The organism is Pseudomonas sp. stari2, from assembly GCF_040760005.1.
Lineage (GTDB): Bacteria > Pseudomonadota > Gammaproteobacteria > Pseudomonadales > Pseudomonadaceae > Aquipseudomonas.
In genome coordinates this window covers 3,294,551-3,319,123 of sequence record NZ_CP099760.1, presented here as the reverse complement: position 1 = coordinate 3,319,123, position 24,573 = coordinate 3,294,551, and the positions used below count along the sequence as shown (strand labels likewise).

General features: G+C 60.0%; 20 protein-coding genes. 16 read left to right on the top strand and 4 right to left on the bottom strand.

What is annotated here, in order from left to right; genetic code table 11:
* The first annotated feature begins 8 nt into the window (after positions 1-8).
* The 5 genes from NH234_RS14950 to NH234_RS14930 all read left to right on the top strand — a co-directional run bounded on the left by NH234_RS14950 (position 9) and on the right by NH234_RS14930 (position 7,577).
* A complete protein-coding gene (locus tag NH234_RS14950) occupies positions 9-2,378 on the top strand; it encodes a hypothetical protein (protein WP_367253225.1) in 2,370 nt (789 codons plus the stop codon).
* Between the two features lie 65 nt (positions 2,379-2,443).
* Positions 2,444-3,364, top strand: coding sequence for a hypothetical protein (locus NH234_RS14945; RefSeq protein WP_085730891.1), 921 nt, complete (start codon positions 2,444-2,446; stop codon positions 3,362-3,364).
* 19 nt (positions 3,365-3,383) lie between these two features.
* Entirely contained in the window at positions 3,384-4,676 is a 1,293-nt protein-coding gene (locus NH234_RS14940; protein WP_367253224.1) for a hypothetical protein, read from the top strand.
* 3 nt (positions 4,677-4,679) lie between these two features.
* A complete protein-coding gene (locus tag NH234_RS14935; RefSeq protein WP_367253223.1) occupies positions 4,680-6,497 on the top strand; it encodes a hypothetical protein in 1,818 nt (605 codons plus the stop codon).
* A 30-nt stretch (positions 6,498-6,527) separates the two neighbouring features.
* Positions 6,528-7,577 carry a hypothetical protein gene (locus NH234_RS14930; RefSeq protein ID WP_367253222.1) on the top strand — a complete coding sequence of 350 codons (1,050 nt, stop codon included), beginning with the start codon at positions 6,528-6,530 and terminating at the stop codon, positions 7,575-7,577.
* Between the two features lie 42 nt (positions 7,578-7,619).
* Here NH234_RS14930 and NH234_RS14925 read toward each other — a convergent pair whose 3' ends face one another.
* Both NH234_RS14925 and NH234_RS14920 read right to left on the bottom strand, forming a co-directional pair.
* On the bottom strand, positions 7,620-7,928 hold the full coding sequence (locus NH234_RS14925; RefSeq protein ID WP_367253221.1) for a cupredoxin family copper-binding protein: 309 nt from the start codon (positions 7,926-7,928) through the stop codon (positions 7,620-7,622).
* A 14-nt stretch (positions 7,929-7,942) separates the two neighbouring features.
* On the bottom strand, positions 7,943-8,914 hold the full coding sequence (locus tag NH234_RS14920) for a metallophosphoesterase (RefSeq protein ID WP_367253220.1): 972 nt from the start codon (positions 8,912-8,914) through the stop codon (positions 7,943-7,945).
* A gap of 154 nt (positions 8,915-9,068) precedes the next feature.
* On the opposite strand from NH234_RS14920, the gene NH234_RS14915 reads away from it, so the two are divergent.
* The gene (locus tag NH234_RS14915; protein ID WP_367253219.1) at positions 9,069-9,581 is read left to right on the top strand and encodes a sigma-70 family RNA polymerase sigma factor; all 513 of its coding nucleotides are present in this window, start codon (positions 9,069-9,071) and stop codon (positions 9,579-9,581) included.
* The gene (locus tag NH234_RS14910; RefSeq protein ID WP_367253218.1) at positions 9,574-10,320 is read left to right on the top strand and encodes an anti-sigma factor; all 747 of its coding nucleotides are present in this window, start codon (positions 9,574-9,576) and stop codon (positions 10,318-10,320) included. Before NH234_RS14915 ends, NH234_RS14910 begins: the two co-directional genes overlap by 8 nt.
* Before the next feature lie 18 nt (positions 10,321-10,338).
* Here the strand turns inward: NH234_RS14910 and NH234_RS14905 are convergent, their stop codons facing one another.
* Positions 10,339-11,244, bottom strand: a complete 906-nt coding sequence (locus tag NH234_RS14905) for a helix-turn-helix domain-containing protein (protein ID WP_085730883.1) — start codon at positions 11,242-11,244, stop codon at positions 10,339-10,341.
* Between the two features lie 162 nt (positions 11,245-11,406).
* On the opposite strand from NH234_RS14905, the gene NH234_RS14900 reads away from it, so the two are divergent.
* The 5 genes from NH234_RS14900 to NH234_RS14880 all read left to right on the top strand — a co-directional run bounded on the left by NH234_RS14900 (position 11,407) and on the right by NH234_RS14880 (position 17,577).
* Positions 11,407-12,765 carry a glutamine synthetase family protein gene (locus tag NH234_RS14900; RefSeq protein ID WP_085730882.1) on the top strand — a complete coding sequence of 453 codons (1,359 nt, stop codon included), beginning with the start codon at positions 11,407-11,409 and terminating at the stop codon, positions 12,763-12,765.
* Between the two features lie 91 nt (positions 12,766-12,856).
* Positions 12,857-13,945 (top strand): polyamine ABC transporter substrate-binding protein, encoded by a 1,089-nt coding sequence (locus NH234_RS14895; RefSeq protein WP_085730881.1) that lies wholly within the window; start codon positions 12,857-12,859, stop codon positions 13,943-13,945.
* Positions 13,942-15,243: an NAD(P)/FAD-dependent oxidoreductase gene (locus NH234_RS14890; RefSeq protein WP_367253217.1), complete on the top strand. Its 1,302-nt coding sequence runs from the start codon at positions 13,942-13,944 to the stop codon at positions 15,241-15,243. Before NH234_RS14895 ends, NH234_RS14890 begins: the two co-directional genes overlap by 4 nt.
* Before the next feature lie 113 nt (positions 15,244-15,356).
* A complete protein-coding gene (locus NH234_RS14885; RefSeq protein WP_367253216.1) occupies positions 15,357-17,012 on the top strand; it encodes an intermembrane transport protein PqiB in 1,656 nt (551 codons plus the stop codon).
* 16 nt (positions 17,013-17,028) lie between these two features.
* Entirely contained in the window at positions 17,029-17,577 is a 549-nt protein-coding gene (locus tag NH234_RS14880) for a membrane integrity-associated transporter subunit PqiC (RefSeq protein ID WP_085730878.1), read from the top strand.
* Here the strand turns inward: NH234_RS14880 and NH234_RS14875 are convergent.
* Positions 17,538-18,848: a sensor histidine kinase gene (locus NH234_RS14875; RefSeq protein WP_367253215.1), complete on the bottom strand. Its 1,311-nt coding sequence runs from the start codon at positions 18,846-18,848 to the stop codon at positions 17,538-17,540. The genes NH234_RS14880 and NH234_RS14875 overlap by 40 nt on opposite strands.
* A 326-nt stretch (positions 18,849-19,174) precedes the next feature.
* Here NH234_RS14875 and NH234_RS14870 point away from each other — a divergent pair, with 326 nt between their 5' ends.
* The 4 genes from NH234_RS14870 to NH234_RS14855 all read left to right on the top strand — a co-directional run bounded on the left by NH234_RS14870 (position 19,175) and on the right by NH234_RS14855 (position 24,573).
* On the top strand, positions 19,175-19,828 hold the full coding sequence (locus NH234_RS14870) for a histidine phosphatase family protein (protein ID WP_367253214.1): 654 nt from the start codon (positions 19,175-19,177) through the stop codon (positions 19,826-19,828).
* Positions 19,829-20,120: 292 nt separating this feature from the next.
* Positions 20,121-21,833, top strand: coding sequence for a lipid IV(A) 4-amino-4-deoxy-L-arabinosyltransferase (gene arnT, locus NH234_RS14865; RefSeq protein WP_085730875.1), 1,713 nt, complete (start codon positions 20,121-20,123; stop codon positions 21,831-21,833).
* Positions 21,830-23,359, top strand: a complete 1,530-nt coding sequence (locus NH234_RS14860; RefSeq protein WP_367253213.1) for an ArnT family glycosyltransferase — start codon at positions 21,830-21,832, stop codon at positions 23,357-23,359. Before arnT ends, NH234_RS14860 begins: the two co-directional genes overlap by 4 nt.
* 200 nt (positions 23,360-23,559) lie before the next feature.
* Entirely contained in the window at positions 23,560-24,573 is a 1,014-nt protein-coding gene (locus NH234_RS14855) for an iron ABC transporter substrate-binding protein (RefSeq protein ID WP_367253212.1), read from the top strand.

Sequence of the window (24,573 nt, the reverse complement as noted above, 5' to 3'; positions counted from 1 at the left end):
AGCACGACATGAGCGTATTGAACTTCCCCCGGATCTACCTCAACGGCCATATGTTCTGGAACCCGCCGACGGCCAACAACAACGACGTGCTGCCGCTGTATGACGCGGTGAAGATGGATATCAACTGGCCGTTCACCCGCTACTACGACATTACCCAGGAGAACGCTCCCACCACCCTGATGCCCTGGATCATTTCACCCGTGCAGCAGAATGACCTGCCGCCCTATGTGCAGCAGGTTCCGACCAACGGAGGCCCGAACACCTTCCCGTTCATACCCGCCGAATGGGACCTGTTTGGCGACAACGCCTGCGGGACGGTGAGTTACCAGAGCACCCGCTCGACCATTATTGGCGGCGAGTTGCAGGCCAACACCTACATTGCTCAGGATGCACTGGTCGGCAGGGACTTCCAGTTGCTCGGCAATCCTTTTGGCAGTCAGAGCCCGACGGCCGCGCGCTTCGTCGATATCAGCCCGTGGCAGAACACCTTCACGGCGCTGTACTTCGACAAGTTGCAGCTGGGTGATGCCACCTGTGGCCTGACCCTGAACCGTCAATACCGGATGCTCGACCGCTTCCTGACGTTCAATTGGGCCGGCGACTTCGGTGGTCTCGCGTATGTCACCACCACCTGGCAGACCTGCTTTCCCCGGGACAATCTGGAATGGGTCATTGGCGATTCCGTCCTGCTGAGCAATCTTCAGCAACAGATGGAGGCGCAAAACGCTCAGGGTCTGATGTTCAGGTTCGCCACGTACCTCACCTGTTACGACAGGAACGGTGTGTTCAACGACTTCCCGTACGTCGACACCCGCGACAATGTCAAATCGGCGCAGGCCCGTTTGACGGCGATGTATCAGAAGGGGCTGGACAACGTTTCCGATATTTTCTTCAACCCCGCTTACAACCGTACTGTAGCGACCCTGGGTCTGTGGTTCGATCACGAATACCCCACGGCGCCCGCCGGCCCGCGTCTGGTCACCGACCAGAAGATCATGGTCACTCGCCCCGGCATGTCTCAGCCGACAAGCACCAATCTGGGTGTGACCTCGGCGCAGATCACCAACAACACGGTGTCGCTGGATCTGGCCAACACGTTTCCGTTCTATCCGCTGAACAAGAACGCCGATATCCTGACTGCCGAGAAGTTCCAGGCCGGCGACTTTAAGCTGGGTGTATCGCAGAACGGGAATTTCGTGCCGGTGGTCGACATCGGTTTCGAGCAGTATCGACAGTCGGCCTTCGACAAACGCTCGGGCCTGCTGGATATACCCCTCAGCGCCACGCAAGCGACCACCTTGCAATCCGGCCCGCTGGAACTGCAACAACAGACTTCATCAGGCCCAGTGAAAGCCGCCACTCAGCAAGTCTGGACCGCCGAGGTAGTAGAAAGCGGCACCTTCGTCGACGTGAACGACCGCAAGACGCTGAACATCATGGTGCAGAAAAATGGTCAACCGGCCGCCAACACCACACTCTGGGTTGTGGAATACGGCAACCCTTACAACGTGACCACCAGCGACTACTACCTGACGTTCCTGAATAACCCCGACTTCACGCTGTTCTACGACAACGCAGACCGCAACAAAAACACCGCCAACCTGCCACAGTTCAAGGGCACGGCGCCTGTAGCGAACTACCTGGCCACCGGCAGCGGTCGTCGACTGGTCAATCTGGAAACCAAAGACAAACCGGTGGGCGTTGAGGTCAGTTATCAGTCATTCATGAACGGCTCAAGTAAACCGATCACGGTCCCGCTAACCCCTTGCCTGGAATTCGACGCCGGCGTCTACGTCAGCGGAACGCTGGATAACGATCAGACGGTGGATTACTCCTACGTCGCCACCACCACCAATGCCGACGGCATCGCCCAGGTGAGTTTCAAGGCTGTGGCCCCGGGTTTCCCTACGCTGCGCTTCATCGTCAAGGAAGGCACCAGCGACCCGGACATCCCTTTCAGCTTCGCGCTCACGGACGCCCAAGTCGACTTCCTCGCCCCGCTACGCGTCCTGCCACTGGACATGCAGCTGCAACAGGACTTCGTCAACTACTGGAACGACATCTACAAGAACAAGGATGCGCCCGAAGCGATCTGGGATGACTTCATCTACCCACGGGTCCTGAAGACCTTCTACTACCTGTACCCGATCATGAACAAGTTCATGCCGCTCAACTCCCGCACGCGGGTGGAAGGCGCTGTCGATCAGTTGATCCGGCTGATCAGCAAGGAGTACCAGGAAGAAAGCACCCTCGCGATGCCTATCACCCGTGACCTGTCGCAAAGCCGTCGCGCCGTGCTGGAGTTGTGGGCGCAGAAACTGGTCAAGCGCAACTTCCCGCCCATGCAACTCAAGATGAGCGATTACGACGACCTCTGATCCATCAGGAAAGATGAGCCACTGCGGGCCTCGCGCCCGCAGTGCGCCTTGCCAGGGAGTGACCCATGAACGTCAGCCTCTTGAACCGTCTGTTGCTGTTGATCCTGTTGTTTTGCCCGTCTGCATTCGCCCAGGACAGCGGCGCCGTCTACTTCACCAATGGCGTACACAACACGCTGGGGTGTAATGAACAGAACGGCAACTGCATCGCCAAACGCAATCCGGGTGAGCCTTCCGACCCGTTCTTTCCGGCGTTCTGGATCAGTAACTGGACCATGTACCGGGTGATGCACAACTACGAAAACAACCCGCCGCCCTACAGCAACCCGCCAACGACCCTGAAGCCTGCGGACTACACCGTCTCTCGCGGAACCAGCTACTACGACACGACGTACATTCCACCGGACGGCGACGGCTTCGGCGCGATGATGGAGCACTACGAGAAATACTGTCTGCCGATCTTCCCGATCAAGAACAACAACTACACCTGCTCGTTCGTATCTCTGGGCAACAAGGCGTACTTCCTCACCTATCCGCAGGATCGCCCGAAAGACATGCCGGCCTGCTGCATGTTTTCCCCGATGAATCATCCGCCACGGCAGGATTTCATCGAACACCTGCCCTACAGCGCCGAGCGCAGCAAAAACCTCAACGGCAGCGTGCAGGCTTACGCCCTGGATCTCGATTCGCCACAAGGTCCGATTCTGTTCGGTTATGCCTTCTACAAAAAAATGTCGGGGCAACCGCCCTACCGGCCGCCGCAATCGTTCTTCTTTTCGGGCGATACCAGCGTCGCCAACGCGCCGATCGTTAGCCAGAACTACACCGACTTTCACATCGCCAAACCGGACCCGGCCAAGACCTGGGCGCAGGTCGCCGCCATGTGCCCGTCGAATCCGCCACCCTGCCAGTTGTTCGAGCCACCGGAATCGCAGAGCAACGGTCAGAAGGCGCAGTGGAACAAGCTCATGCAGCGTAAACCGTGATCAACGACGAAGGATCGCCATGAAAACCACACTCTGTTTTTCCGTGATGTTGCTGGGTCTGGCCAGCCTGCCGGTGCTGGCCAGGGAACAAGCCATGCCATCGATGCAGACCAGCCAGTTGAACTGCCAGCCGCCGAGCACCGCACCGGCCGCCACGGCCGGTCAGGATCAGTTCGATCAATACAGCTGGCAGATGTTCATCGCCCTGAGCTGGCCGGCAAAGAGCGGGCAGCGCGGCAATCCCGACTGCACCAAGCAGCCCGGTGCGGCCGGCTACACCGTCTGGCAGACCTACAAGACCGTGGGGGAAATCTTTCTGCCGAACGCCGCCAATCCGGGGCCGTGGAATTCCCCGCAGATCGCAAAAAGCTTCAACATCATCAACATCGCCTCTTTGAAAAACAGCGCTCAGGTCAACGCCGTCGATCAGGCGGTCGGCGGCTGGCTGATCGATCAGGCGAAAAACCCGACCTATTACGATATTTCGGCCAACGAGACTTCATACAACTACATCGTGGGCAATAACTTCTATAACGCCGACGTCGTCTCCAAAGCCAACAACATCACGTTTCCGTGGGGCGTCATCGAGATCAAGTCGAGCTGGCGCATACTCACCGTCCATGACAACGCCAGCCGTTACCTGACCATGCTCGCCCAGGTGGCGACCTTCAATGAACAGGGCCAGAAGAACGGTGTCACCGAGGCATTTCTGGGGCTGGTGGGCTTGCACATCATCACCAAGGCCAACGGTTATCCGCAGTGGATCTGGTCGACGTTCGAGCAGGTCGACAACGTTCCACCCAAGGCACTGGTGAACGGCCAATGGGTCGATCAGCCGGTCGCGGGCACGGCCTATTCCTACTTCAACGCCGCCGCGCCCTCCGCATCCCTCAACCAATCGCCGTGCGACTGGCAGACTCAGGGCCCGCACCAGGTCTGCGTGCCCAAACCCGGCACCACGTTCCAGACCCCGAACCCGCTGAACCGGGTCACGCCGATTGCCGATATCACCAACCAGATCAACGCCAGTTACCAGGCCGACCCGGGGCTGCAAAACAGCGTGTTGAAGTACTACCAGCTCATCACCACCCAACGCCCGCTGATGCCGGACAACCCCGGCAACCCGCTGGGCCAGCCGACACCGGCACTCTCGGCCAACGTGACGATGGAAAGCTACATCCAGCCCAACAGTAGTTGCATGAACTGCCATTCCATGGCGACGCCGGTCAAGAGTCCCTACAAGTCCGATTACTCCTACCTGTTCAAATTCGCCAATTCGCCGCTCGGCAAAACCATCAAGGACGGGAAATAAATCATGAGCATCCTCAACGGCCCGCGACTGAATTTCTGGGGTGGTATCCGCACGGATGTCAGCCTGCCGAACAATTCACCCACCATTCCTTATGACGGCGATGACAACTGGCCGATCTTTGACCTGACCACTTCGACCCTGGCATCGGGGTCTCAGTCTTATACCGACGATCAGTTGAACAGCATGATCAATGCGCCTACGGGCGACTACTACACCGCCGGTGGCTGGAATCATTACGGGCAACATGTCGTCGACATGCAGAATGCGCTGATCAGTTCTCAAGGCAGCCCGGGCAGCGTCAGTACCACCGGGGATATGGTGGGCCAGCCGGTCTATCTGCTGGGCTCCGTGGACCCGGTCACCGGGCAAGCGCCGGTATCAGGCCCGATGATGGTCGACCTCGACCCCACCTCGACCACCACCACCCAGATATTTGTCGGTGGCCTGCAAATCGGTAGCAGTAGCAACATCCAATTGCTGATTCACGCCAATACGGTTTGCAGCAGCCAGGATCTCGGCAAGCGGGTGCTGCAACCGACGCCGAAGGAGCTGGATGCACCTGGTTCTTGCCGTATCAGTGGCACCTTCCAGCTGACCTTCCCGCTGAGCAGTATTGTCAGCTGGAACCAGAACAGCAGCGGTTTGCGATCGATCATCCAGGCACCGGGCGCCACCGGTATCGTCCTGCGCTTCGTGATGTTCGAAATGTGCCCGACGATGACCACGTCCCAGCTGCAAGCCGATTATGCCGCCGGCAGAGACACCCCGAACCCGAGCATTGGCCGGGTCATCGGTACATTGGCGCCGGCGTTCGCCAATGAGCCGCTGGACTGTCAGGCGGGCCGTCAGATCGTCAATCAGGGCACGGGCGGCACCGGCTATGCAGACCTGAGCAACCCCGCAATGCTGAGCGTCGACATGGTCAATATCATTCCGAAGCAGACGTTCAGGGCCGTCCGGGATGACATCACCAGCCCTATCGGACCTAACGGCAATTACGGCACTGTCACCGTGGCAGCCGGCAACACCAGCCTGGGTACACTCGATCCGACCAGCAGTCCCCTGCTCGACTACTACGTGTATGGCGGCATTGTCGATTTGCCACTCAATACAGCCCAACAGTCGGCGGTCAGATCCTCGGCGCTGGCCATCAGTGCCCCCGGCTCGGTCGCCGGGACTAAGTTGCAGGCGACAGAGTCTGTCTATCGGATCTATGCCGATCAACGCAGCGTCTATACCGAGGACTACCCGCAGGGCCTGTCGATTACGCTGCAGGTCCGGTATCTGGGGGCTGCGGTGCCCAGCACAACCGAAATCGATCTAACCGCCGCGCCCTCGGGGCCGTATTACACGCAACAGCGCTACTGCGACTTCCTTTATTTCCCTCCTGCCCTGACGCTGAGCCCCGGTCAGTTGTCCGTCACGTTCTCCGTCAACGTAAAACCCGCAGCGGCGCCACTCGCCGGGTTCGTCGCCCTGACCTACACCGTCAACGGTCAGGACAGCGGCACGTATTTCACCAACTTCCGCAAATACGCCCAGACCGACTTCGGCATCCCCAGAGGCACCACCATCACGTGGGAACAGATGTACCCGAACGTCCTGCGTTTTCACTATCTGGCCTTCCCGGCCATGTCTCGCTACATCCCGCTGAACCAGCCGGACGCGATCATGGGCGCGAAGAACCCGATCCTCGCGCGGACCTCGGATGCCTACAAAGGCACCACGCTGTTCATGCCCGTGGTGAGGTCAATGTCGCCCTGTCAGCGGGCACTGTTGCGGGCCTATCTCACGGGCGAGCCGTGGCAACCGCCGCAGTGATCGCGCCCCTCAGACCATGGAGAGACACCTATGACTGTTCATATTCCTGCGCGCCCCCGCGAGACGCTGCGCCCCAGCACGATCATCGCCGAAGGCCTGCTGAACCCACGCGGCGCCTGCGTGCAAGCCGATGGCAGCCTGCTGCTGGCCGAGGCTGGCTCAGGTCTGCCGGATCAGCCCTTCAGCGGCCGTATCAGCCGGCTGCAACCCGACCCGCTCCACCCCGGCGCCTGGCTCGCCCGGGAAACCGTGGTTCAGGGTTTTCGCTCGATGAACATGCAGGCCCGCATGCTACGCGATGAAATCATGGGCCTGTCGGACATCGCCTGCGGTGACGGGCGCTGTCTGGTCAGCCAGACCGATTATGTCGCGGGCTCGAAACTGCTGGACCTGCAATACACCCCGCCGGAGCCGGTGTTTCACAGTCGGGGCAACCTGAATGCGCTGTGTTATCACCCGACCCGCCGCAGTTGGCTGGCGGTCAAACCCGATACCAATCAGTTGGTGGAGTTCAGCACTGGCGAGGATGAACAGGTATTGGTCCAGTTGCCCGATCTGGACATGGGCCAGGAAGCCGTCCCCGTCACGCTGGTGCACGAACCGGCGACAGACGCTGTGCTGATCAGCCTGTTCTCCGGGGAGCTGCAAGGCGACCCGGCCCGCAAAGGCATCGACTTTGATGATCAGGCCGGTCAGGTGATTCGGGTCTGGCCCGACACCGGCCGGATCGAAGTGCTGATTCGCGGTCTGCAACTGCCGACCGGGCTGGCGCTGTGTCCGCAAGGAAATGTGTTGGTGCTGGAACTCTGCAGCCGTCTGCAACAACCGCTGCCGCCTGACTGGAATGGCGAACCCCTGCACGGCGGATTTACCCGGTTCAGCGGGCGACTGTTGAGCTGCAACCTGCAAACCAGTGAAGTAACGGTGCTCGCCCGTGACCTGGATACCCCGTCCAACCTGTGTCTGGTGCAGGATGCGGTACTGGTGAGCGAAGGCATGGGGTTAACCGGGCGCCCCTTGCCCACGCCGGATAACAAGGTGGTTGCATTGAGCGGCAGGCTGCGTCGGGTACAGCTCTGAAAACAGAAAAAGGGCGCGGCCTCATTGAAGCCGCGCCCCTGTTTACTGAGTCACCACAATCTTGCCGATCATCTGCGGATGCAGCACGCAGAAATACTCGAACTCGCCCGGCGTATTGAACACCCAGGAAAAACTGTCATTAGTGTCCAGCGCCCCCGAGCGGAACACCTTGTGGGTTTCAGCCACCGTGTGCGGAATCTGATCATCATTGACCCACGTCACCCTGGTGCCCACAGCCACGGTCAGATCCTTGGGGCCGAACATGAATTCCTTGATGTCGACCTTCACTTCCTGTGCCCAGACCGGAATCGACAAAAACAGGCACAGCACTGCCAACAGTCGTGCTTTCATTGGGTCGCCCTCCCCTAGACCAGTGTCGAATCGATCAGCGCCAACGGATGTTCGCCCTGTGTCGCCCGCACCTCGGTGATCCCCAGATAGTTGCGCAACTGGTCCGCCGCTACGGTCATCGGGCCCGGTGACGGCGCCGCACCGGGTGCCGGTTGTGGGTAGGCCGTGCCACGGGCGGTGTGGAAGGTGATATTGCCTTCGACCTTCTGGATCACCTGATGGATATGCCCGTTCAACACCGTCACCGAGCCGTACTTGCGCAGCATCGCAATCGCCTGATCGCCATCCTCGGTGCCCCAGCCCCACGGCTGATAGATCGTCCACAGCGGAATGTGGGTGAACACCACGATCGGCGTGCTGGTCGATACCGCGCGCAGATCATCGGCCAGCCAGGCCAGTTGATCCGCACCCAAGGTGGCTTCATGTCCGGCCTGGAAGTTGAAGACATTGACCAGCGCGATGAAATGCACGCCGTGGTCATCGAAGCTGTACCAGCCGTTGCCTTTGGTGCCCTTGCCGTAACGTTGGAGATAGAGCTTGCCGCCGCCCTCGTCGAGGGTGTCGTGTTCGCCGGGGATGTAATGCACCGTGGACGGCAAGCCTTTGAGTACCTGCGCCGCGGTGTCGAATTCCTCGGCCTTGGACAGGTGGGTGATGTCGCCGGTGTGCAGGATCAGCGACGGCCGTTTCGGCAGTGCAATGACCTTGTCGATCGCCACCTGCAGGGTTTTCACCGGCTCCGGATTGGCTTCCTTGTTGAAGCCGATGTGCGAGTCGCTGATCTGCACGAAATGAAAGGTGCTGGCCAACGCCTTGGGATCTCTGACGTTGCCCGCTTCATCCATCGCAAAGGCTCTGGGAATGCCGCCGCTCAGGGCCCAGAGCACCCCGGCCCCGGCCCACGCCGAACATTTGAGCAGCGTTCGCCGGTCCGGGTTGCTCAGAAAACCGTCGGTGCGCAGTGGATGTTTTGTTTGATTGTCCATCGGTAGGTCCTCGCTGGCGGACTACAGTGATGTAGCTGACACCAGGAAGAACCTTGCGGGACGAACGTTTATTCCACGCCGCAAAACAAATTCTTTTCCGGGAATAAAACACGACGCATCACGGTTATAGGGGTGTGACGGTGCGGAAGCCACTATGAATCGATTCGAGGAACTGATTGCGCCGCACCTGGACGCGGCTTACAACCTCGCGCGCTGGATCACGGGCAACGACGCCGCCGCACGGGATGTCGTGCAGGAAAGCGCCCTGCGCGCCTTCAGGTTTCTGCAGCGTTTTGCCGACGGCAACGCCAAGGCCTGGTTCCTGACCATCGTGCGCAACGAAAGCTACACCTGGCTCAAGGCCTCGGCCGGGCGCCACTGGGTCACCATCGATGACGAAACGGGTGATATCGACGGCGCACTGAGTCACGGCCAGAGCCCGGAACTGTTGGCCATTCACACGGAAAACGCGGCGCTGCTCCAGCAGGCGCTGAGTGTCTTGCCGCCAGCGTTTCGCGAGGTCATTGTGCTCAAGGAACTCGAAGACATGCCTTACAAGGACATAGCCCTGGTGGTCGACATTCCCATCGGCACTGTCATGTCGAGACTGGCCCGGGCCCGCGCCATGCTCAAGCTCGAACTACTGAAGTTGCACGATCATGAATGAACTCCACTGCACGGTTTGCCAGACACAACTGCAGGGCTATCTGGATCAGGAACTTGATCCGGCGATGGCGGCGGATGTCGCTGCGCATCTGGCCATATGTTCCGACTGCGCGCGGCTGCATGATGAGGCGAAGCTGCTGAAGGTCAGCGTGAAACGTCATGCGCCCTATTACTCCGCGCCGGCTTCGTTGACTGCCAGCGTGCTTGCCGCTGTTGCTCCGGCATCACCGGGCCCGATCGAACGCTGGCGAAAATGGTTCGCCCCGGTTTTTTCCGCAGCGGCCCTGGCCCTGGCGATGGTGCTTTACGTGGCAACACCGGGCAGCGAACAACCGTTGATGGACGAAGCCGTCTCCAGCCATGTGCGCTCGTTGATGGGCCAGCACCTGAACGATGTGGTGTCGTCCGATCGGCACACCGTAAAACCCTGGTTCACCGGCAAACTCGACTTCTCGCCGCCCGTCGTCGACTACTCGGCGCAGGGCTTTCCACTGCTCGGCGGCCGGCTGGATTACTTGCAGCACCAGACCACCGCGGCCCTGAGTTACGGCCGAGCCAAACACATCATCAATGTGTTTATCCTGCCGACTACGGAAGCCGACAAGCCGACGCAGAGCCAGTCGATTCGCGGTTTCAATGTGGTTTCATGGCAGGCCGCTCACATGCGTTTCGTGCTGGTTTCGGATGTAGAGAAAAGTGAGTTGGAGGCGTTCGGCCAGTTACTCAGGAACGGCGCTTGAAAGGTTTTATCTCCTCCGTTAGCGGCTTGATCGCTTCAATGTCTCACTTGGCAGCTCATTGAACAAAGCCCGGTAACTGCTGGAAAACCGCCCCAGATGCCAAAACGACCAGTTCATCGCGACTTCAGCCACCGTGGTGCCCGAGGATGCTCCCTTGAGCAGTTCCCGGCGGGCACTGTTGAGCCGGCGCAAACGCAACCATTGAGTCGGTGACATCCCCGTATAGGCCTTGAAGGTCTGCTGCAACTGTCGCAACGACACCCCGGCCACCTGGGCCAGCTCCAGCAGATTGAGGGTTTCTTCCGGCGAGTCCGCCGCCCATTCCCCCACGCGCTTCATGGTTTGCCGCTCTTCGGCGCGACGCTGCAAACCACCACTGTCCAGACACACCCTGGCGTTATCGAGGATGAACAGGCAGTCCTCCAGCAACTGCTGGGTCAATGCTTCTTTGCTTGGCTGATCAAGGGTTTGCGACAACTTCGTGAGAGTCGAGCTTAACCAGCGGCTGAACAGCGCATTCTGCGCGCCATTGAGCGGCGCCATGAACAAACCTTCCAGCCGGGCCACGTCCAGGCCGTTGCGGCGGACGAACTCGGGGCCGAACACCACGGCGATTTCCTGGTAGTTCTCCGGAGTGATCCAGATGTTGCGGCTCTCTTCGTTCAGCAGATAGAGCGCGTTGTCACTGCGATCGAAACAGAACGCCAGAGACCCCGACGGTGCACTGAAATTCTGCTCCACACGGGTGTTCATCTGTTCTTCGTAGACCTCCACGCCTTCCAGGTCCAGATAGCGGATTTGCCCGGCGAAATGCCCCGGCGACATCTGCTGGTAATGCTGGACCCAGCCCGGTGTCGCGCGGATCTGCTCGGCGACATCGGCGGTGTTGAAAGCTTGAACCTGTAGCGGATTACACGTTGTCATGGGAGACCTTGCGCACTCTTTTGGTGCGCTTTGGTGCTGCTGAAAGTGGATAGATGGAACGGCAAGGCCCGCCCAAGATAGTCGTCAACGCGCCACAGGGGAAGCCTGCGAAAGATGAAATCGCACTTCCCCCGCGTCAATAAAACCAACGACGAGGTCTTTATGAATGCCCCTTTCGATCAGCTGTTCACATGGCTGAAAGATCACAAGATTACCGAAGTGGAATGCGTGGTCAGCGACCTGACCGGCATCGCCCGCGGCAAAATTGCACCGACCAACAAGTTCCTGCATGAGCGAGGCATGCGCCTGCCGGAAAGTGTGTTGCTGCAAACGGTAACCGGGGATTTTGTCGACGACGACATCTACTACGACCTGCTCGACCCGGCCGACATCGACATGGTCTGCAAACCGGTGAGCGACGCGGTGTACGTGGTGCCATGGGCCATCGAGCCGACCGCCATCGTGATCCACGACACCTTCGACAAGTTCGGCAACCCGATCGAACTGTCGCCGCGCAACGTGCTGAAAAAAGTCTTGCAGCTGTACACCGACAAGGGCTGGAAGCCGATCGTTGCGCCGGAAATGGAGTTTTACCTGACCCAGCGTTGCGAAGACCCGGACTTGCCGTTGAAGGCACCACTGGGTCGTTCCGGTCGCGCTGAAAGCGGTCGTCAGTCGTTCTCCATCGATGCCGCCAACGAATTCGATCCGCTGTTCGAAGACGTCTACGACTGGTGCGAGCTGCAAGGCCTGGACCTCGACACGCTGATCCACGAAGACGGCCCGGCGCAGATGGAAATCAACTTCCGTCACGGCGACGCGCTGGATCTGGCCGACCAGATCACCGTGTTCAAGCGCACCCTGCGTGAAGCCGCACTCAAGCACGACGTAACCGCGACGTTCATGGCCAAGCCGATTGGCGACGAGCCCGGTAGCGCCATGCACTTGCATCAGAGCGTGGTGGAGATCGCCACCGGCAAACCGATTTTCGCCAATGCCGACGGCACCATGAGCGACCTGTTCCGCCATCACATCGGCGGTCTGCAGAAATTCATCCCGAAAGTGCTGCCGATGTTCGCGCCGAACGTGAACTCGTTCCGCCGCTTCCTGCCCGACACCTCGGCGCCAGTCAACGTCGAATGGGGCGAAGAAAACCGCACCGTCGGCCTGCGAGTTCCAACGTCCGGCCCTGAAGCAATGCGCGTGGAAAACCGCCTGCCCGGCGCCGACGCCAACCCGTATCTGGCGATTGCTGCGAGCCTGCTGTGCGGTTACATCGGCATGGTCGAAGGCATCGAGCCAAGTGCCGCCGTCGAAGGCCGCGCCTATGAGCGCCGCAATCTACGCCTGCCGATCACCATCGAAGAAGCGCTGACCCAGATGGAAGAGTGCGACACCGTCGCCGAGTATCTGGGCAGCAAATTCGTGCGCGGCTACGTGGCGGTGAAACGCGCCGAGCATGAAAACTTCAAGCGCGTGATCAGCTCCTGGGAGCGTGAGTTCCTGTTGTTGAGCGTTTAAGCCTGCGACCTGATCGCTCCCGGACACTGTCCGGGAGCGATCCCTACCGACTTTACGAGCATAAAAAAATCCAACTCGAAGAGGTGTCGATATGCGTCTGTTGAAATCCCTGATCCCCGCCGCCCTGGCCCTGGCCTGCAGCGCCGGTGCGCAAGCCCAACCCCAGGTCAGCGTCTATAACTGGACCGATTACATCGGCGAAACCACCCTCGCCGACTTTCAGGCCGGCAGTGGTATCAAGGTGATCTACGACGTTTTCGACTCCAATGAAACCCTCGAAGGCAAACTCCTCGCCGGTCGCACCGGTTACGACGTGGTTGTTCCGTCCAATCACTTCCTGGCCCGTCAGGTGAAGGCCGGGGCGTTCCTCAAACTGGACCGCTCACAACTGCCGAACTGGAAGAACCTCGATCCGAAACTGCTGGCCCTGCTCGAGAAAAACGATCCGGGCAACGAGCACTCGGTACCGTACCTGTGGGGCACCAACGGCATCGGCTACAACGTCGATAAGGTCAAGCAGGTGCTGGGCGTCGACCACATCGATTCCTGGGCCGTGCTCTTCGAACCGGAGAACCTGAAGAAGCTCACCCAGTGCGGCGTGTCGATGATGGACTCGGCCGACGAGGTGTTCCCGGCGATCCTCAACTACATGGGCATGGACCCGCGCAGCGAGAACCCGGAAGACTTCAAGAAAGCCGAAGCCAAACTGCTGAGCATCCGTCCGTACATCACCTACTTCCACTCGTCGAAATACGTGTCGGACCTGGCCAACGGCGACATCTGCGTAGCCTTCGGTTACTCCGGCGACGTATTCCAGGCCGCCAACCGCGCCAAGGAAGCGAAGAACGGCGTGAACATCGCTTATGCCATTCCCAAGGAAGGCGCGAACCTGTGGTTCGACCTGCTGGCGATTCCCGCCGATGCCAGCAACACCAAAGAGGCCCACGCCTTCATCAATTACCTGCTCGATCCGCAAGTGATCGCCAAGGTCAGCGCCTCGGTCGGCTATGCCAACCCGAACCCGCCGGCCAAGCAATACATGGACGTGGCACTGGTCAGCAATCCAGAGGTGTATCCACCTCAGGAAGTGCTCGACAAACTCTACATTTCCACCACCCCGCCCCAGTCGATCATGCGTCTGATGACCCGTTCCTGGAGCAAAGTGAAGTCGAACAAATGAATCAGTACACCCAGGAACACGCCCGCTCCTACTACGCCGCATCGGCTCGGGCGAGCACAACCTACCCAACGCTTGAAGGCGGCCTGATCGCCGACGTCTGCGTGATCGGCGGCGGCTTCACCGGCGTCAACACCGCCATCGAGCTGGCCCAGCGCGGCCTCTCGGTGGTGCTGCTCGAAGGCCGGCGCATCGGCTGGGGCGCCAGCGGGCGCAACGGCGGCCAGTTGATCCGTGGCATCGGCCATGAAGTCGAGGGCTTCGCCCGTCATGTCGGCGCCGAAGGCGTGCGCTATCTGCAACAGGCCGGCGTCGACTCAGTGGAACTGGTGCGCCGGCGCGTCGAAGACAACGCCATCGAGTGCGACCTGCGCTGGGGCTTCTGCGAACTGGCCAACACCCCGGCGCAGTTCGAGGCATTCAAGGCTGAACAGGCGAGTCTCGCGGCCTCGGGTTATGCCCATGAAACGCGACTGGTCGGCCCTGAAGACATGCGTCGGCAAGTTGTCAATTCGGGTGTCTATAAAGGAGGCCTGATCGACATGGGCTCGGGCCACCTGCACCCGCTCGATCTGGTGCAGGGCGAAGCGCGACTGGCGGCGTCGCTCGGGGTGCGGATCTTCGAGCAGAGCCCGGTGCTGGAAATCATCCACGGCGCCACGGTTCAGGTGCGCTGTGCTTCTGGTACTGTGCGGACCGGCAGTCTGGTACTCGGTTGCAACGCGCACCTCGATGAACTCGAGCAACAGCTAAGCGGTAAAGTCCTGCCTGCCGGCAGCTACATCATCGCCACCGAGCCCTTGTCCAAAGAACGCGCCGCCGAACTGATCCCGCAAAACCTCGCGCTCTGCGACCAGAAAGTCGGCCTCGACTATTACCGGCTCTCGGCAGACCGACGCTTGCTGTTCGGCGGCGCCTGCCACTATTCCGGCCGAGACCCGGCGGACATCGCTGCCTACATGCGACCGAAGATGCTCAAAGTCTTCCCGCAACTGGCGGATATGCGCATCGACTACCAATGGGGCGGCAAGATCGGCATCACCGCCAACCGCTTCCCGCAGGTCGGACGGCTCAAGCAGCACCCGAACGTGTTCTACGCCCAGGGTTATTCCGGCCATGGCCTGAACGTCACGCACTGGTGCGCCAAATTGCTGGGCGAAGCGATTCACGCAGGCCACAGCCAGGGCTTGGACGTGTTCAGCGGCGTGCCGCACATGACCTTCCCCGGCGGCCCGGCGTTGCGCTCACCGCTGTTGGCACTGGGCATGTTCTGGTATCGCCTGCGGGAAATACTCGGCTGAATCTCGCGGGTTGAAGCGACCTGCACATTTGCTCTATCGCAAAGCACTTCTATATTGATGAAGTGCTTTTGCGTTCCTGACGCTCAGTGCCCAACACACTCTGGAGGTCATGGATGGAGTCGTCAGCCGCCGATCAACCGCGAGCACCCGGCCAGGCACCGATCAAGACCCGGCGCTTCAACATTTCGCTGGTATGGATTGTGCCGATTGTTGCCGTGCTGGTGGGCATTTCGCTGGTGGTGCACAACCTGATGCAGGAAGGCCCGACGATCGTCGTTACCTTCAAGACCGGCAGCGGTCTGACGGCCAACAAGACCGAAGTCAAATACCGCAACGTGGTGGTCGGCCAGGTCTCGGATGTCGAACTGAGCGACGACCAGAAGAGCGTCAACGCCACGATCAAGCTGGCCAAGCAGGCCGAAACCTTTACCCGCGAAGATTCGAAGTTCTGGGTAGTCCGGCCGCGAATCGGTGCCGGCGGCGTGTCGGGTATCGATACGCTGCTTTCTGGCGACTACATTGGTGCCGATATCGGCCAATCGAAAGATCGCGCCAGGTACTTCAAAGGCCTGGAAAATCCGCCCCCCATTACCTACGGCGAACCGGGCAGGCGTTTCAACCTGCACGCCTCGGACCTGGGTTCGCTGGATATCGGTTCCCCGGTCTACTACCGCAAGATCCCGGTCGGCCAGGTCGTGGCCTATGCACTGGATCCCGATGGCAAAGGGGTGAATATCGAAGTGTTCATCCACGCGCCGAACGATGCCTTCGTCACCGAGAACACCCGGTTCTGGAACGCCAGCGGTATAGACGTGAACGTCGGCGCCAATGGTTTTGCGGTGAAGACCGAATCGCTCTCGACCCTGCTGGTCGGTGGCATTGCCTTCCGCGCGCCGGATTACAGCCCCAACGATGTGGCGGCAGCGGATGAAAAATCCTTCGACCTGTTCGACGACCAGCAGACCGCCCTCGCCCCGCCCGCCGGCAAACCGCAGTACCTGAGCCTGCGTTTCGATCAGGCCATGCGCGGCCTCAAGGTCGATGCGCCGGTCGAATTCCTCGGCATGGAAATCGGCCGTGTGGTGAGCATCAACCTGGACTACGACGAGAAGAAACGCAGCTTCCCGGTCAACGTCGGAATTGTGATCTACCCGCAACGTCTGGGACGGGCCCACGAGAAGATGCTCAAGGTGCTCAACCACAACCCGGAAGACGAAGCCGCCGCCGTGCGTCTGATCGGCACCTTCATCGACAACGGTCTGCGGGCCCAGGCCCGCAGCGGCAATCTGCTGACCGGTCAGCTGTATATCGCTCTGGATTTTTTCCCGAAAGCCGAGAAAGTCGCGTTTGATCCGACGGCGCGTCCGATCGTCATTCCGACCATTCCCGGCAGCCTCGAACAGTTGCAGGAAAAACTCGAGGCCATGGTCGACAAGCTCAACAAACTGCCGGTGGAACGCATTGCCGGCAATCTCGACGGCAATCTCGTTGAACTGCGCAAAAGCCTGACCCAGTTCAATGCCAAGACTCTGCCCGCTGTTCAGAACACTTTGGCGGACGTGAGCAAGACCCTGCAATCGGCAAATTCGACGTTGGCCGAAGATTCGCCGCAGCGAGAAAAGCTCACCCAGACGCTCGACGAACTCGGGCGCATGTCGCGTTCGCTGCGTGAGCTGTCGGATTACCTCGGACGCCATCCGGAATCGCTGATTCGCGGTCGCCCCGACAACGCTGCGCCACTCGATCTCAAGGGACCGCCGCGCAATTGAGCACAGGAGCTTTGCCATGGCCTTACCGCTGAAGTTCACCGTGCTCGCCGCATGCCTGTTGCTGGGTGCCTGTCGCAGCGACCCGATCAGCTTCCACACCTTGACCCCGGCACAGCCGATGCCTGGCCGATCCGGACAGGACATCGCGATTGAAAGCATCAGCGTGCCGCCCCAGGTCGACCGCCCGCAAATCGTCATCCGCCAGGGCAACAGCGGCCTGGCGATTCTGGAAACCCAGTGGTGGGCTGCCAGCCTCAGCGATGAGCTGCGCAGCGCACTGGTGGATCAGTTGAGCAACGCTGGAGTCCCGCGCAAAACATCGGTGCGCATCGATGTGCAGCGTTTTGATTCGGTTCCCGGGCAATACGGATTGATGGACGTGAAATGGCGCCTGCGTCCGGCGGATGCGGGCGATAGCGGTCTGCTCACCTGCCGCTCGATTCTGCAGACGCCATCCGGATCGAGCATCGACGATTTGGTGAACGCTCAGCAGAACAACGTCAAACGTCTCGCGGCGCTGATCCATCAGGCCGCCGGCAATGCGCGCAGCTGCCCGCCGTCCTGAGTCGCCGGTTTCAATTCAACGCTGAAGCGGCTGCCGCTGGACTGGCCGCTGCTCAATTGCACCCGCCAGTGCTGGCGCTTGCAGATCCGCTGCACCAGCGACAACCCCAGGCCAAGGCCTTCACCACGGCCCTCATCGCCGCGCACGAACGGCTGGAACACCGCCTGACGTTGTTCCTCCGGAATGCCGATGCCGCTGTCTTCCACCACAAAACCGTTGCCTGTCAGGGTCAGCCGGACGAACCCTTGATCGGTGTAATGCCAGGCATTGCGCAGCAGGTTACCCATCACCGATTGCAGGAACGTCAGGTTGAAACGCTCCATACAGGGCTGCTCCACCTCGTAGAAAAACTCCAGTCCCTTTTCACGAATCAGCCGGCCCCAGATCTCGCACTGTGCATCAGCGACTTCCTTGAGCGTGACGCAAATATCATTTCCGACATCATCCTCTGCGCGAGCCAGCATCAAGAAGGTATCCACCAGTTGGCGCATCTCATGGCTGGCCCGGGCGATGCGATTGACCTGTGCGGTCGAACGGGGATCCAGCGACGGATTGGCGAGCAACAATTCGCAGGCGCCGCCCAGCACCATCAACGGCGTGCGCAGTTCATGGCTGACATCGCTGGTGAACAGTTTTTCGCGGCTCAGGGTTTCGCGCAAACGACCCAGCGTCTGATCGAACGACAACGCCAGCTCCCCCACTTCATCCGCCGCATAATCCGGGTGCAGCGGGGGCGCCAGCACCAACAGTTGATCGCGGTGGCGAACCTGGCGTGCCAGTCGAATAACCGGTGCCATTACCCGTCGAGCCAGCAATCGGCCAAGCATGATCGCCAGCAGGATGCTCAGGAGAAAACCGACCGTGACCACGATGAACAGCAACCGCTCGCGTTGCTCAAGGCTTTCCTGATCACGCAGCAGCACGTATTTGCGCCCGCCGACCACCTCGACCATCGCAAAAAAATCGTCGCCGTTGAACATGATTTCCTGGAAGCCGGGTGACAGCGCAGCCAGTGACGGAATCAGTGCCATGGGCCCGGGCCCGCCTTCAAAGAAAAACAGTTCACTCTTTTCCGGCTGATGACTCCAGCGATTGATGTCATCCATCGCCAGCAAGCGATGCAGACCGCCACTCAGGGTGCTGGTGGCCAGTTTGTGTTCGACCACATGCACAGCGGCAACGATGCCCAGCGCAAACACCCCGGCGACGAGAGCGCTCATCAAAGCGAACACGATGACGATCCGTTTCGTCAGGCTTTGCTTGAGATCCATTCGGGTCAAGGACTCCACTGCTGAATTCAGACTTCACGGTCAAAAACAGGCGAGCACCGCGATATTGACCGAACCTGCGCAGCTTCACCGCAAACATAAACATTTGTTAAGACTGACCCCAAAAAAAAGGGTATTTGAGTCTGGTTATCAAACACTGGATTAGTTGTGCTTTATCGACTCTCGCGAAATTTTCACATGTTCTTCACCGCCCCCCGACGTGCACGAACGTAATGTTCAGCCATTATTCAAGTACATAACTATAAAAGTTGGTTAAATCGCCGGCCCAACTCGCCTGCGACGTCAAGGGGCATGCCGTGGAGCGACAGATGCAATTAACAGCGACATTTAAACAACGCCGTACTTTGCGACTTGGAAAACTGTTGACCGGCATCGGTGTAGTGGTCGCTATCGGGCTGGTCAGCGGCTTCGTCTGGGTGACCCGCTCGCCCGTTGATCTGGGCCATGCCGGCAAGGCCGCCCGGGCTGACTGGACCCAGGCCTGGCAGGCTGGTGAAGTAGTAGCGCTGGTGCGTCATGCCGAACGTTGCGACCGCTCCGTCAACCTCTGCCTGGGCCCGGCCGACGGCATCACCCAGGCCGGCAACGACTCTGCAGCGCTTGTAGGCAAAGGCTTCGTGGGGCTGGGCATGAAGCAGGCGCAGGTGTTCACCAGCCCGTTGACCCGTACCGTGCAGACCGCGCGCGCCATGTTCGGTCAGGACGCCACGACCCAGACCTGGCTCGAATCCTGCGGTTCTTCTCTGCGCAACGACGTGGTGGCGCACAAGGTTGCCAAGCGAAATCTGGTGCTGGTCACCCACAGCGGATGCATCAGTGATTTCGAAAAGCAGACCGGTTTTCCTCACGCGGTCGCCGCCGAATATGGCAGTACCCTGTTTGCACGCATCGATGACAAGGGCCAACTTAAAGTGTTGGGCATCATGAATGCCGATGCATGGTCACAACTCAATAGTCATTAATGCTTTAGTTGGGGCGGACCGGCAAGTTTGCACTTTTTAACTAACCAGGGACGGGGTTCATTAATTTGTAATGAAAGATGTATCTGCCCCCCGATTTACTGGACAACGGTTTTTTTTAAGCTTGGCTATAGTGCGAGAACTCCGGCCTGGAGGTACGGCAGCTCTCTGGATACAGGAAACGCCCGTCCCCCGATCGCACACCTGCATTCATTCAACACGATGATCCGCCCGCTCAGGAACACGCCGGGCAGGCCATCGACACAAGAACTTCGTTTGGCACCAAGGCTTTGTCATGACGTCTGAAAACAACCCGCTGCGACACGCTGCCCGTCATTCCTCCCCCACCACGACTTTCGAACGCTTGGCCATCCCCGGCCTGATTCTGGCTTTCGTCGTGTTTTACCTGTTGCCGTTGATGACTCACGGTCTGTGGATCCCCGATGAAACCCGCTACGGCCAGATCAGCCAGGAAATGCTGCTCAGCGGCAACTGGGTCGCGCCGCATTTCATGGGGATCCGCTATTTCGAAAAACCGATCGCCGGTTACTGGATGATTGCGATCGGCCAGGCGATCTTCGGTGAAAACCTGTTCGGCGTGCGTATCGCTTCAGCCCTGAGTACCGGTGTCAGCGTCTGGCTGACGTACCTGATAGCCCGCCGGCTGTGGAACAACCCGCGCATCAGCGTCGCCAGCGCCCTGCTTTATATGAGCTTTGGGCTGATTGCCGGCCAGGCCGGCTACGCCAACCTCGATCCGCAGTTCACCTTGTGGGTCAACCTGAGCATGGTCGCCGTGTGGTTTGCCATCGACAGCCAGACCCCTCGCACCCGTCTGGGAGGCTGGGCGCTGCTCGGTGTCGCGTGCGGCATGGGCCTGATGACCAAAGGATTCCTGGCGTTATTGTTGCCGGTGCTGATCGCCCTGCCCTACATGATCTGGCAACGCCGTTTCGGCGAACTGGTGCGTTACGGACTGGTTGCCGTGGTGGTTTGTGTGCTGATCAGCCTGCCGTGGGTGTTGGCTGTTCATTACCGGGAACCCGATTTCTGGCGGTTCTTCTTTTGGCACGAACACATCCGTCGTTTTGCCGCCGGCGATGCCGCGCAACATGCTCGCCCATGGTGGTTCTACCTGCCGTTGCTGTTTGCCTCCACCCTGCCGTGGGCTGTGCTGCTGCCTTCGACGCTCCTGCGCACCTGGCGTGAAAAGCGTGATCCTAAAACCGCCTACCTTGCGTTGTGGTTCCTGCTGCCACTGGCCTTTTTCAGCCTGAGCAGCGGCAAGCTGCCGACCTACATCATGCCGTGCCTGCTGCCAATCGCCCTGTTGATGGGGCAGACCGTGGTCAACTGGCTGGATCAGAACAGTGGCCGTGTCCTGCGCCTGAACGGCGTGATCAACACCGTCATCGCTACTGCGGCGCTGGTGGCGCTGCTTTATCTGCAGGCAACCAAGGAGATCTACGAAAACACAGAGATGTTCAACCTGTCGCTGGCCTATATCGTGCTGGTGGGCTGGATCATCGCCAACGCCTTGCAAGTGCTGCGTCCGCTGACGCTGTGGGCCATGCCGGCGCTGGGTATCGGCCTGCTCGTGGCGTTGCTGCCGGCGGCCATGCCGGGGCAGATCGTCAACAGCAAGATGCCCGACCAGTTCATTGCCGAACATCAACAGGAATTGAGTGAAACCGCTTCGCTGCTGAGCAACGACCTCGGCGCAGCCTCGGCACTGGCGTGGCGCTTGAAGCGCCCGCAAGTGGATCTGTTCAACACCATCGGTGAACTGAAGTACGGCCTCGAAGACCCGGCCATGGAAGCACGTAAAGTCACTATGGACGGCGTCGGCCAGTGGATGACCGAAGCGCGGAAGAAAGGCGCGGTCGGTGTGGTCTTGCGGGTCAACAGTACGCAGGAAGAGCAGGAAGTCGAATTGCTGCCGGTAGATGGCAAGCATTATCGTCGCGGCAATCTGCAGATCTTCATCTTCCCGCAGCGCCAGCCATGACCTTGCGCAATAACGACCGGGGCGCCCTGCTGCTCCTGCTGGCGGCCAGCGCCCTGATGTTGCTGCTCGGGCTGGGCAGCCGCGAATTGTGGGGCGCGGAAACCCGCTGGGCCAACATCGCGTTGCAGATGATGCAAAGCGGCGATTACTTCGACCCGTACCTCAAGGGTGATCCCTACTACGACAAGCCGCTTTTGTCGTACTGGCTGATCACCGCGACCGCCTGGTTGACCGGCAGTCTGGATCACTGGTCGCTGCGCCTGTCTTCGGTGGTGTCCGCGTGGCTCAGTGTCTGGCTGGTGTATCTGCTGGGCGAGCAGTTGTTTCGCAAAGGCACGGGGCTGATCGCCGGCTGGATGCTGGCGACCACCTTCTATTTCGTGTTCTGGGCGCGGGTCGCCACGGCCGACATCCTGACGGTCTGCGGCGTGCTGGCAGCGGTCTGGTGGTACTGGCGCGGGCCGGACGACACGCGGTTTTCGCGCTATCTGGTGTTCTGCGTTCTGCTGTCCCTGACCTCGTTGTTCAAAGGCCTGATCGGCTTCATCCTGCCCGGGCTGGTGCTGCTGCCGCACCTGCTGAATGAAAGCCGCTGGAAACGTCATCTGAATCTGCGCCTGCTCGCGGCGCTGGTGATTGCCGGCGCGTTCTACATGACGCCGTTCCTGCTGTCCCACCTCTACGGCGCGCCGAACTACGGGGAAAGCGGGCTGGGACTGGTGTTGCGGGAAAACGTCGTGCGGTTTTTCCAGCCGTTCGACAACATCGGCCCGATCTACACCTATTTGTTGTACCTGCCGGTCTACACCCTGCCCTGGGCGCCGTGCTGGATCATCGCCTTGTGGGTTGCCGCGCGAAACTGGAAACACATCGAACCGGACACCCGCTGGCTGATCCAGGGCCTCGGGTTGTTGATGCTGTTCTTCACCGCCAGCGGCAGCCGACGCAGTTACTACGTGCTGCCACTGGTGCCGTTCGCGCAACTGCTCGGGGCCTGGTGGATCACCCGGCGCATGGCTGCGCGCAATGCCGAGAGTCCGTTTGGCGGGCGCGGCCTGAAAATCGGTTTTGCCGTGACCACGGTCTTGCTGCTGGGGATTCTCGGCGTGCTCTATCCCTGGACCAACAGCGGTGGCGGCGCGATCCGCTTCGGCGAGACTGTGCGCCTGCAAGCCAGCCAGCGCGCGCCGTTGAGTCAATGGCACTTCGTCATGGTCGAGGTGGACAACAAGGTCCCGATGTACCTGCAGACCGGCGGCGAACCGTTCTACTACGTGCCGGAAACCCGTGATTTCCCTCGCGACGGCGATGCTGCCGCGATGTTCGAATGGCTGGAACGCACCAGCGGCAAGCACTGGGATCCGAAGCGTACGATCTTCGTCGCCCAGTACCGCACCGGCGATCCCGTGCCGCTCTCCAGGCTCGGTCAAGACCATCAAGTCATCACGACCACCCCGACCCGCGGCGAACAAGTGTTCCATGGCCGCGAGGATCAAAGCGTCGCCTACCTGCCCCAAGGCTCCTGAAAGACAACGCCGGGTTCGCCCGGCGTCCCCGCCAAGTGACTGCTAACCTGAATGACAATGACATGTATTAACGGTTTGTTTGACGTTTTTTTCTCATTTGCCTCTCTACATTGCCAGCCAGCCAACATATGCAAATCATTCGCATTGAAAACCCTGCGATCTGTTGCCCATAACGTCTAAAAAACAGGAGCTGCCCCGTCATGAGTTCATCCATCCCGTCCTTTCTGAAGCACGCTGCTCTGGCGACGGCGCTGCTCGCTGCCGGCCAGGTGTTTGCCGCCGACTCGGTTGGTATCGTGGTCTACAACGCCCAGCATGAAACCCTGACCAAGGCGTGGGTCGCCGGCTTCACCGAAGAAACCGGGATCCCGGTCACGATCCGTAACGGCGACGACACTGAAATGGGCAACCAGATCGTGCAGGAAGGTGCTTCCTCTCCGGCCGACGTGTTCCTGACGGAAAACTCCCCGGCCATGGTGCTGGTGGACAATGCCAAGCTGTTCGCCCCAGTCGCTCCGGCGACCCTTGAACAAGTGGGCGCAGCCTATCGTCCGGCGCACGGCCAATGGGTCGGCATCGCCGCTCGCTCCACCGTATTCGTCTACAACCCGGCTAAACTGGCGGAAAAAGACCTGCCAAAATCCCTGACGGACCTCGCCTCCCCAGCCTGGAAAGGCCGCTGGGCCGCATCCCCTGCCGGTGCGGACTTCCAGGCCATCGTCGCCGCCGTACTGGAACAGAAAGGCGAAGCTGCCACCCTTGAGTGGCTCAAGGGCATGAAAGCCAACTTCACCGCCTACCGTGGCAACAGCTCCGTGCTCAAAGCGGTCAATGCCGGGCAGATCGACAGCGGCGTGATCTATCACTATTACTACTTCGTCGATCAGTCCAAGACCGGCGAAAACAGCAAGAACACCGCCCTGCACTACTTCAAGCATCAGGATCCGGGCGCGTTCGTGAGCATCTCCGGTGGTGGCGTGCTGAAGTCCAGCAAACACCAGGAAGAAGCACAGAAATTCCTCCAGTACATCACCGGCAAACAAGGCCAGGAAGTGCTGCGCACCGGCAACTCCTTTGAGTACGCCGTGGGCAAGGACTCGGCTTCCAACCCGAAACTGGTGCCGTTGAAGGATCTGGACGCGCCAAAAGTCGACGCATCGAAGCTCGACAGCAAGAAAGCCGTTGAACTGATGACTCAGGCGGGACTGCTTTAA

What these genes read in the sequence shown, in the direction of transcription:
- NH234_RS14870 (WP_367253214.1), top strand. Translation starts at nt 19,175, where the DNA reads ATGCAATTAACAGCGACATTTAAACAACGCCGTACTTTGCGACTTGGA.
- NH234_RS14930 (WP_367253222.1), top strand. Translation starts at nt 6,528, where the DNA reads ATGACTGTTCATATTCCTGCGCGCCCCCGCGAGACGCTGCGCCCCAGC.
- NH234_RS14880 (WP_085730878.1), top strand. Translation starts at nt 17,029, where the DNA reads ATGGCCTTACCGCTGAAGTTCACCGTGCTCGCCGCATGCCTGTTGCTG.
- NH234_RS14875 (WP_367253215.1), bottom strand. Translation starts at nt 18,848, where the DNA reads ATGGATCTCAAGCAAAGCCTGACGAAACGGATCGTCATCGTGTTCGCT.
- NH234_RS14915 (WP_367253219.1), top strand. Translation starts at nt 9,069, where the DNA reads ATGAATCGATTCGAGGAACTGATTGCGCCGCACCTGGACGCGGCTTAC.
- NH234_RS14920 (WP_367253220.1), bottom strand. Translation starts at nt 8,914, where the DNA reads ATGGACAATCAAACAAAACATCCACTGCGCACCGACGGTTTTCTGAGC.
- NH234_RS14900 (WP_085730882.1), top strand. Translation starts at nt 11,407, where the DNA reads ATGAATGCCCCTTTCGATCAGCTGTTCACATGGCTGAAAGATCACAAG.
- NH234_RS14855 (WP_367253212.1), top strand. Translation starts at nt 23,560, where the DNA reads ATGAGTTCATCCATCCCGTCCTTTCTGAAGCACGCTGCTCTGGCGACG.
- NH234_RS14950 (WP_367253225.1), top strand. Translation starts at nt 9, where the DNA reads ATGAGCGTATTGAACTTCCCCCGGATCTACCTCAACGGCCATATGTTC.
- NH234_RS14940 (WP_367253224.1), top strand. Translation starts at nt 3,384, where the DNA reads ATGAAAACCACACTCTGTTTTTCCGTGATGTTGCTGGGTCTGGCCAGC.
- NH234_RS14945 (WP_085730891.1), top strand. Translation starts at nt 2,444, where the DNA reads ATGAACGTCAGCCTCTTGAACCGTCTGTTGCTGTTGATCCTGTTGTTT.
- NH234_RS14890 (WP_367253217.1), top strand. Translation starts at nt 13,942, where the DNA reads ATGAATCAGTACACCCAGGAACACGCCCGCTCCTACTACGCCGCATCG.
- NH234_RS14910 (WP_367253218.1), top strand. Translation starts at nt 9,574, where the DNA reads ATGAATGAACTCCACTGCACGGTTTGCCAGACACAACTGCAGGGCTAT.
- arnT (WP_085730875.1), top strand. Translation starts at nt 20,121, where the DNA reads ATGACGTCTGAAAACAACCCGCTGCGACACGCTGCCCGTCATTCCTCC.
- NH234_RS14895 (WP_085730881.1), top strand. Translation starts at nt 12,857, where the DNA reads ATGCGTCTGTTGAAATCCCTGATCCCCGCCGCCCTGGCCCTGGCCTGC.
- NH234_RS14925 (WP_367253221.1), bottom strand. Translation starts at nt 7,928, where the DNA reads ATGAAAGCACGACTGTTGGCAGTGCTGTGCCTGTTTTTGTCGATTCCG.
- NH234_RS14860 (WP_367253213.1), top strand. Translation starts at nt 21,830, where the DNA reads ATGACCTTGCGCAATAACGACCGGGGCGCCCTGCTGCTCCTGCTGGCG.
- NH234_RS14905 (WP_085730883.1), bottom strand. Translation starts at nt 11,244, where the DNA reads ATGACAACGTGTAATCCGCTACAGGTTCAAGCTTTCAACACCGCCGAT.
- NH234_RS14935 (WP_367253223.1), top strand. Translation starts at nt 4,680, where the DNA reads ATGAGCATCCTCAACGGCCCGCGACTGAATTTCTGGGGTGGTATCCGC.
- NH234_RS14885 (WP_367253216.1), top strand. Translation starts at nt 15,357, where the DNA reads ATGGAGTCGTCAGCCGCCGATCAACCGCGAGCACCCGGCCAGGCACCG.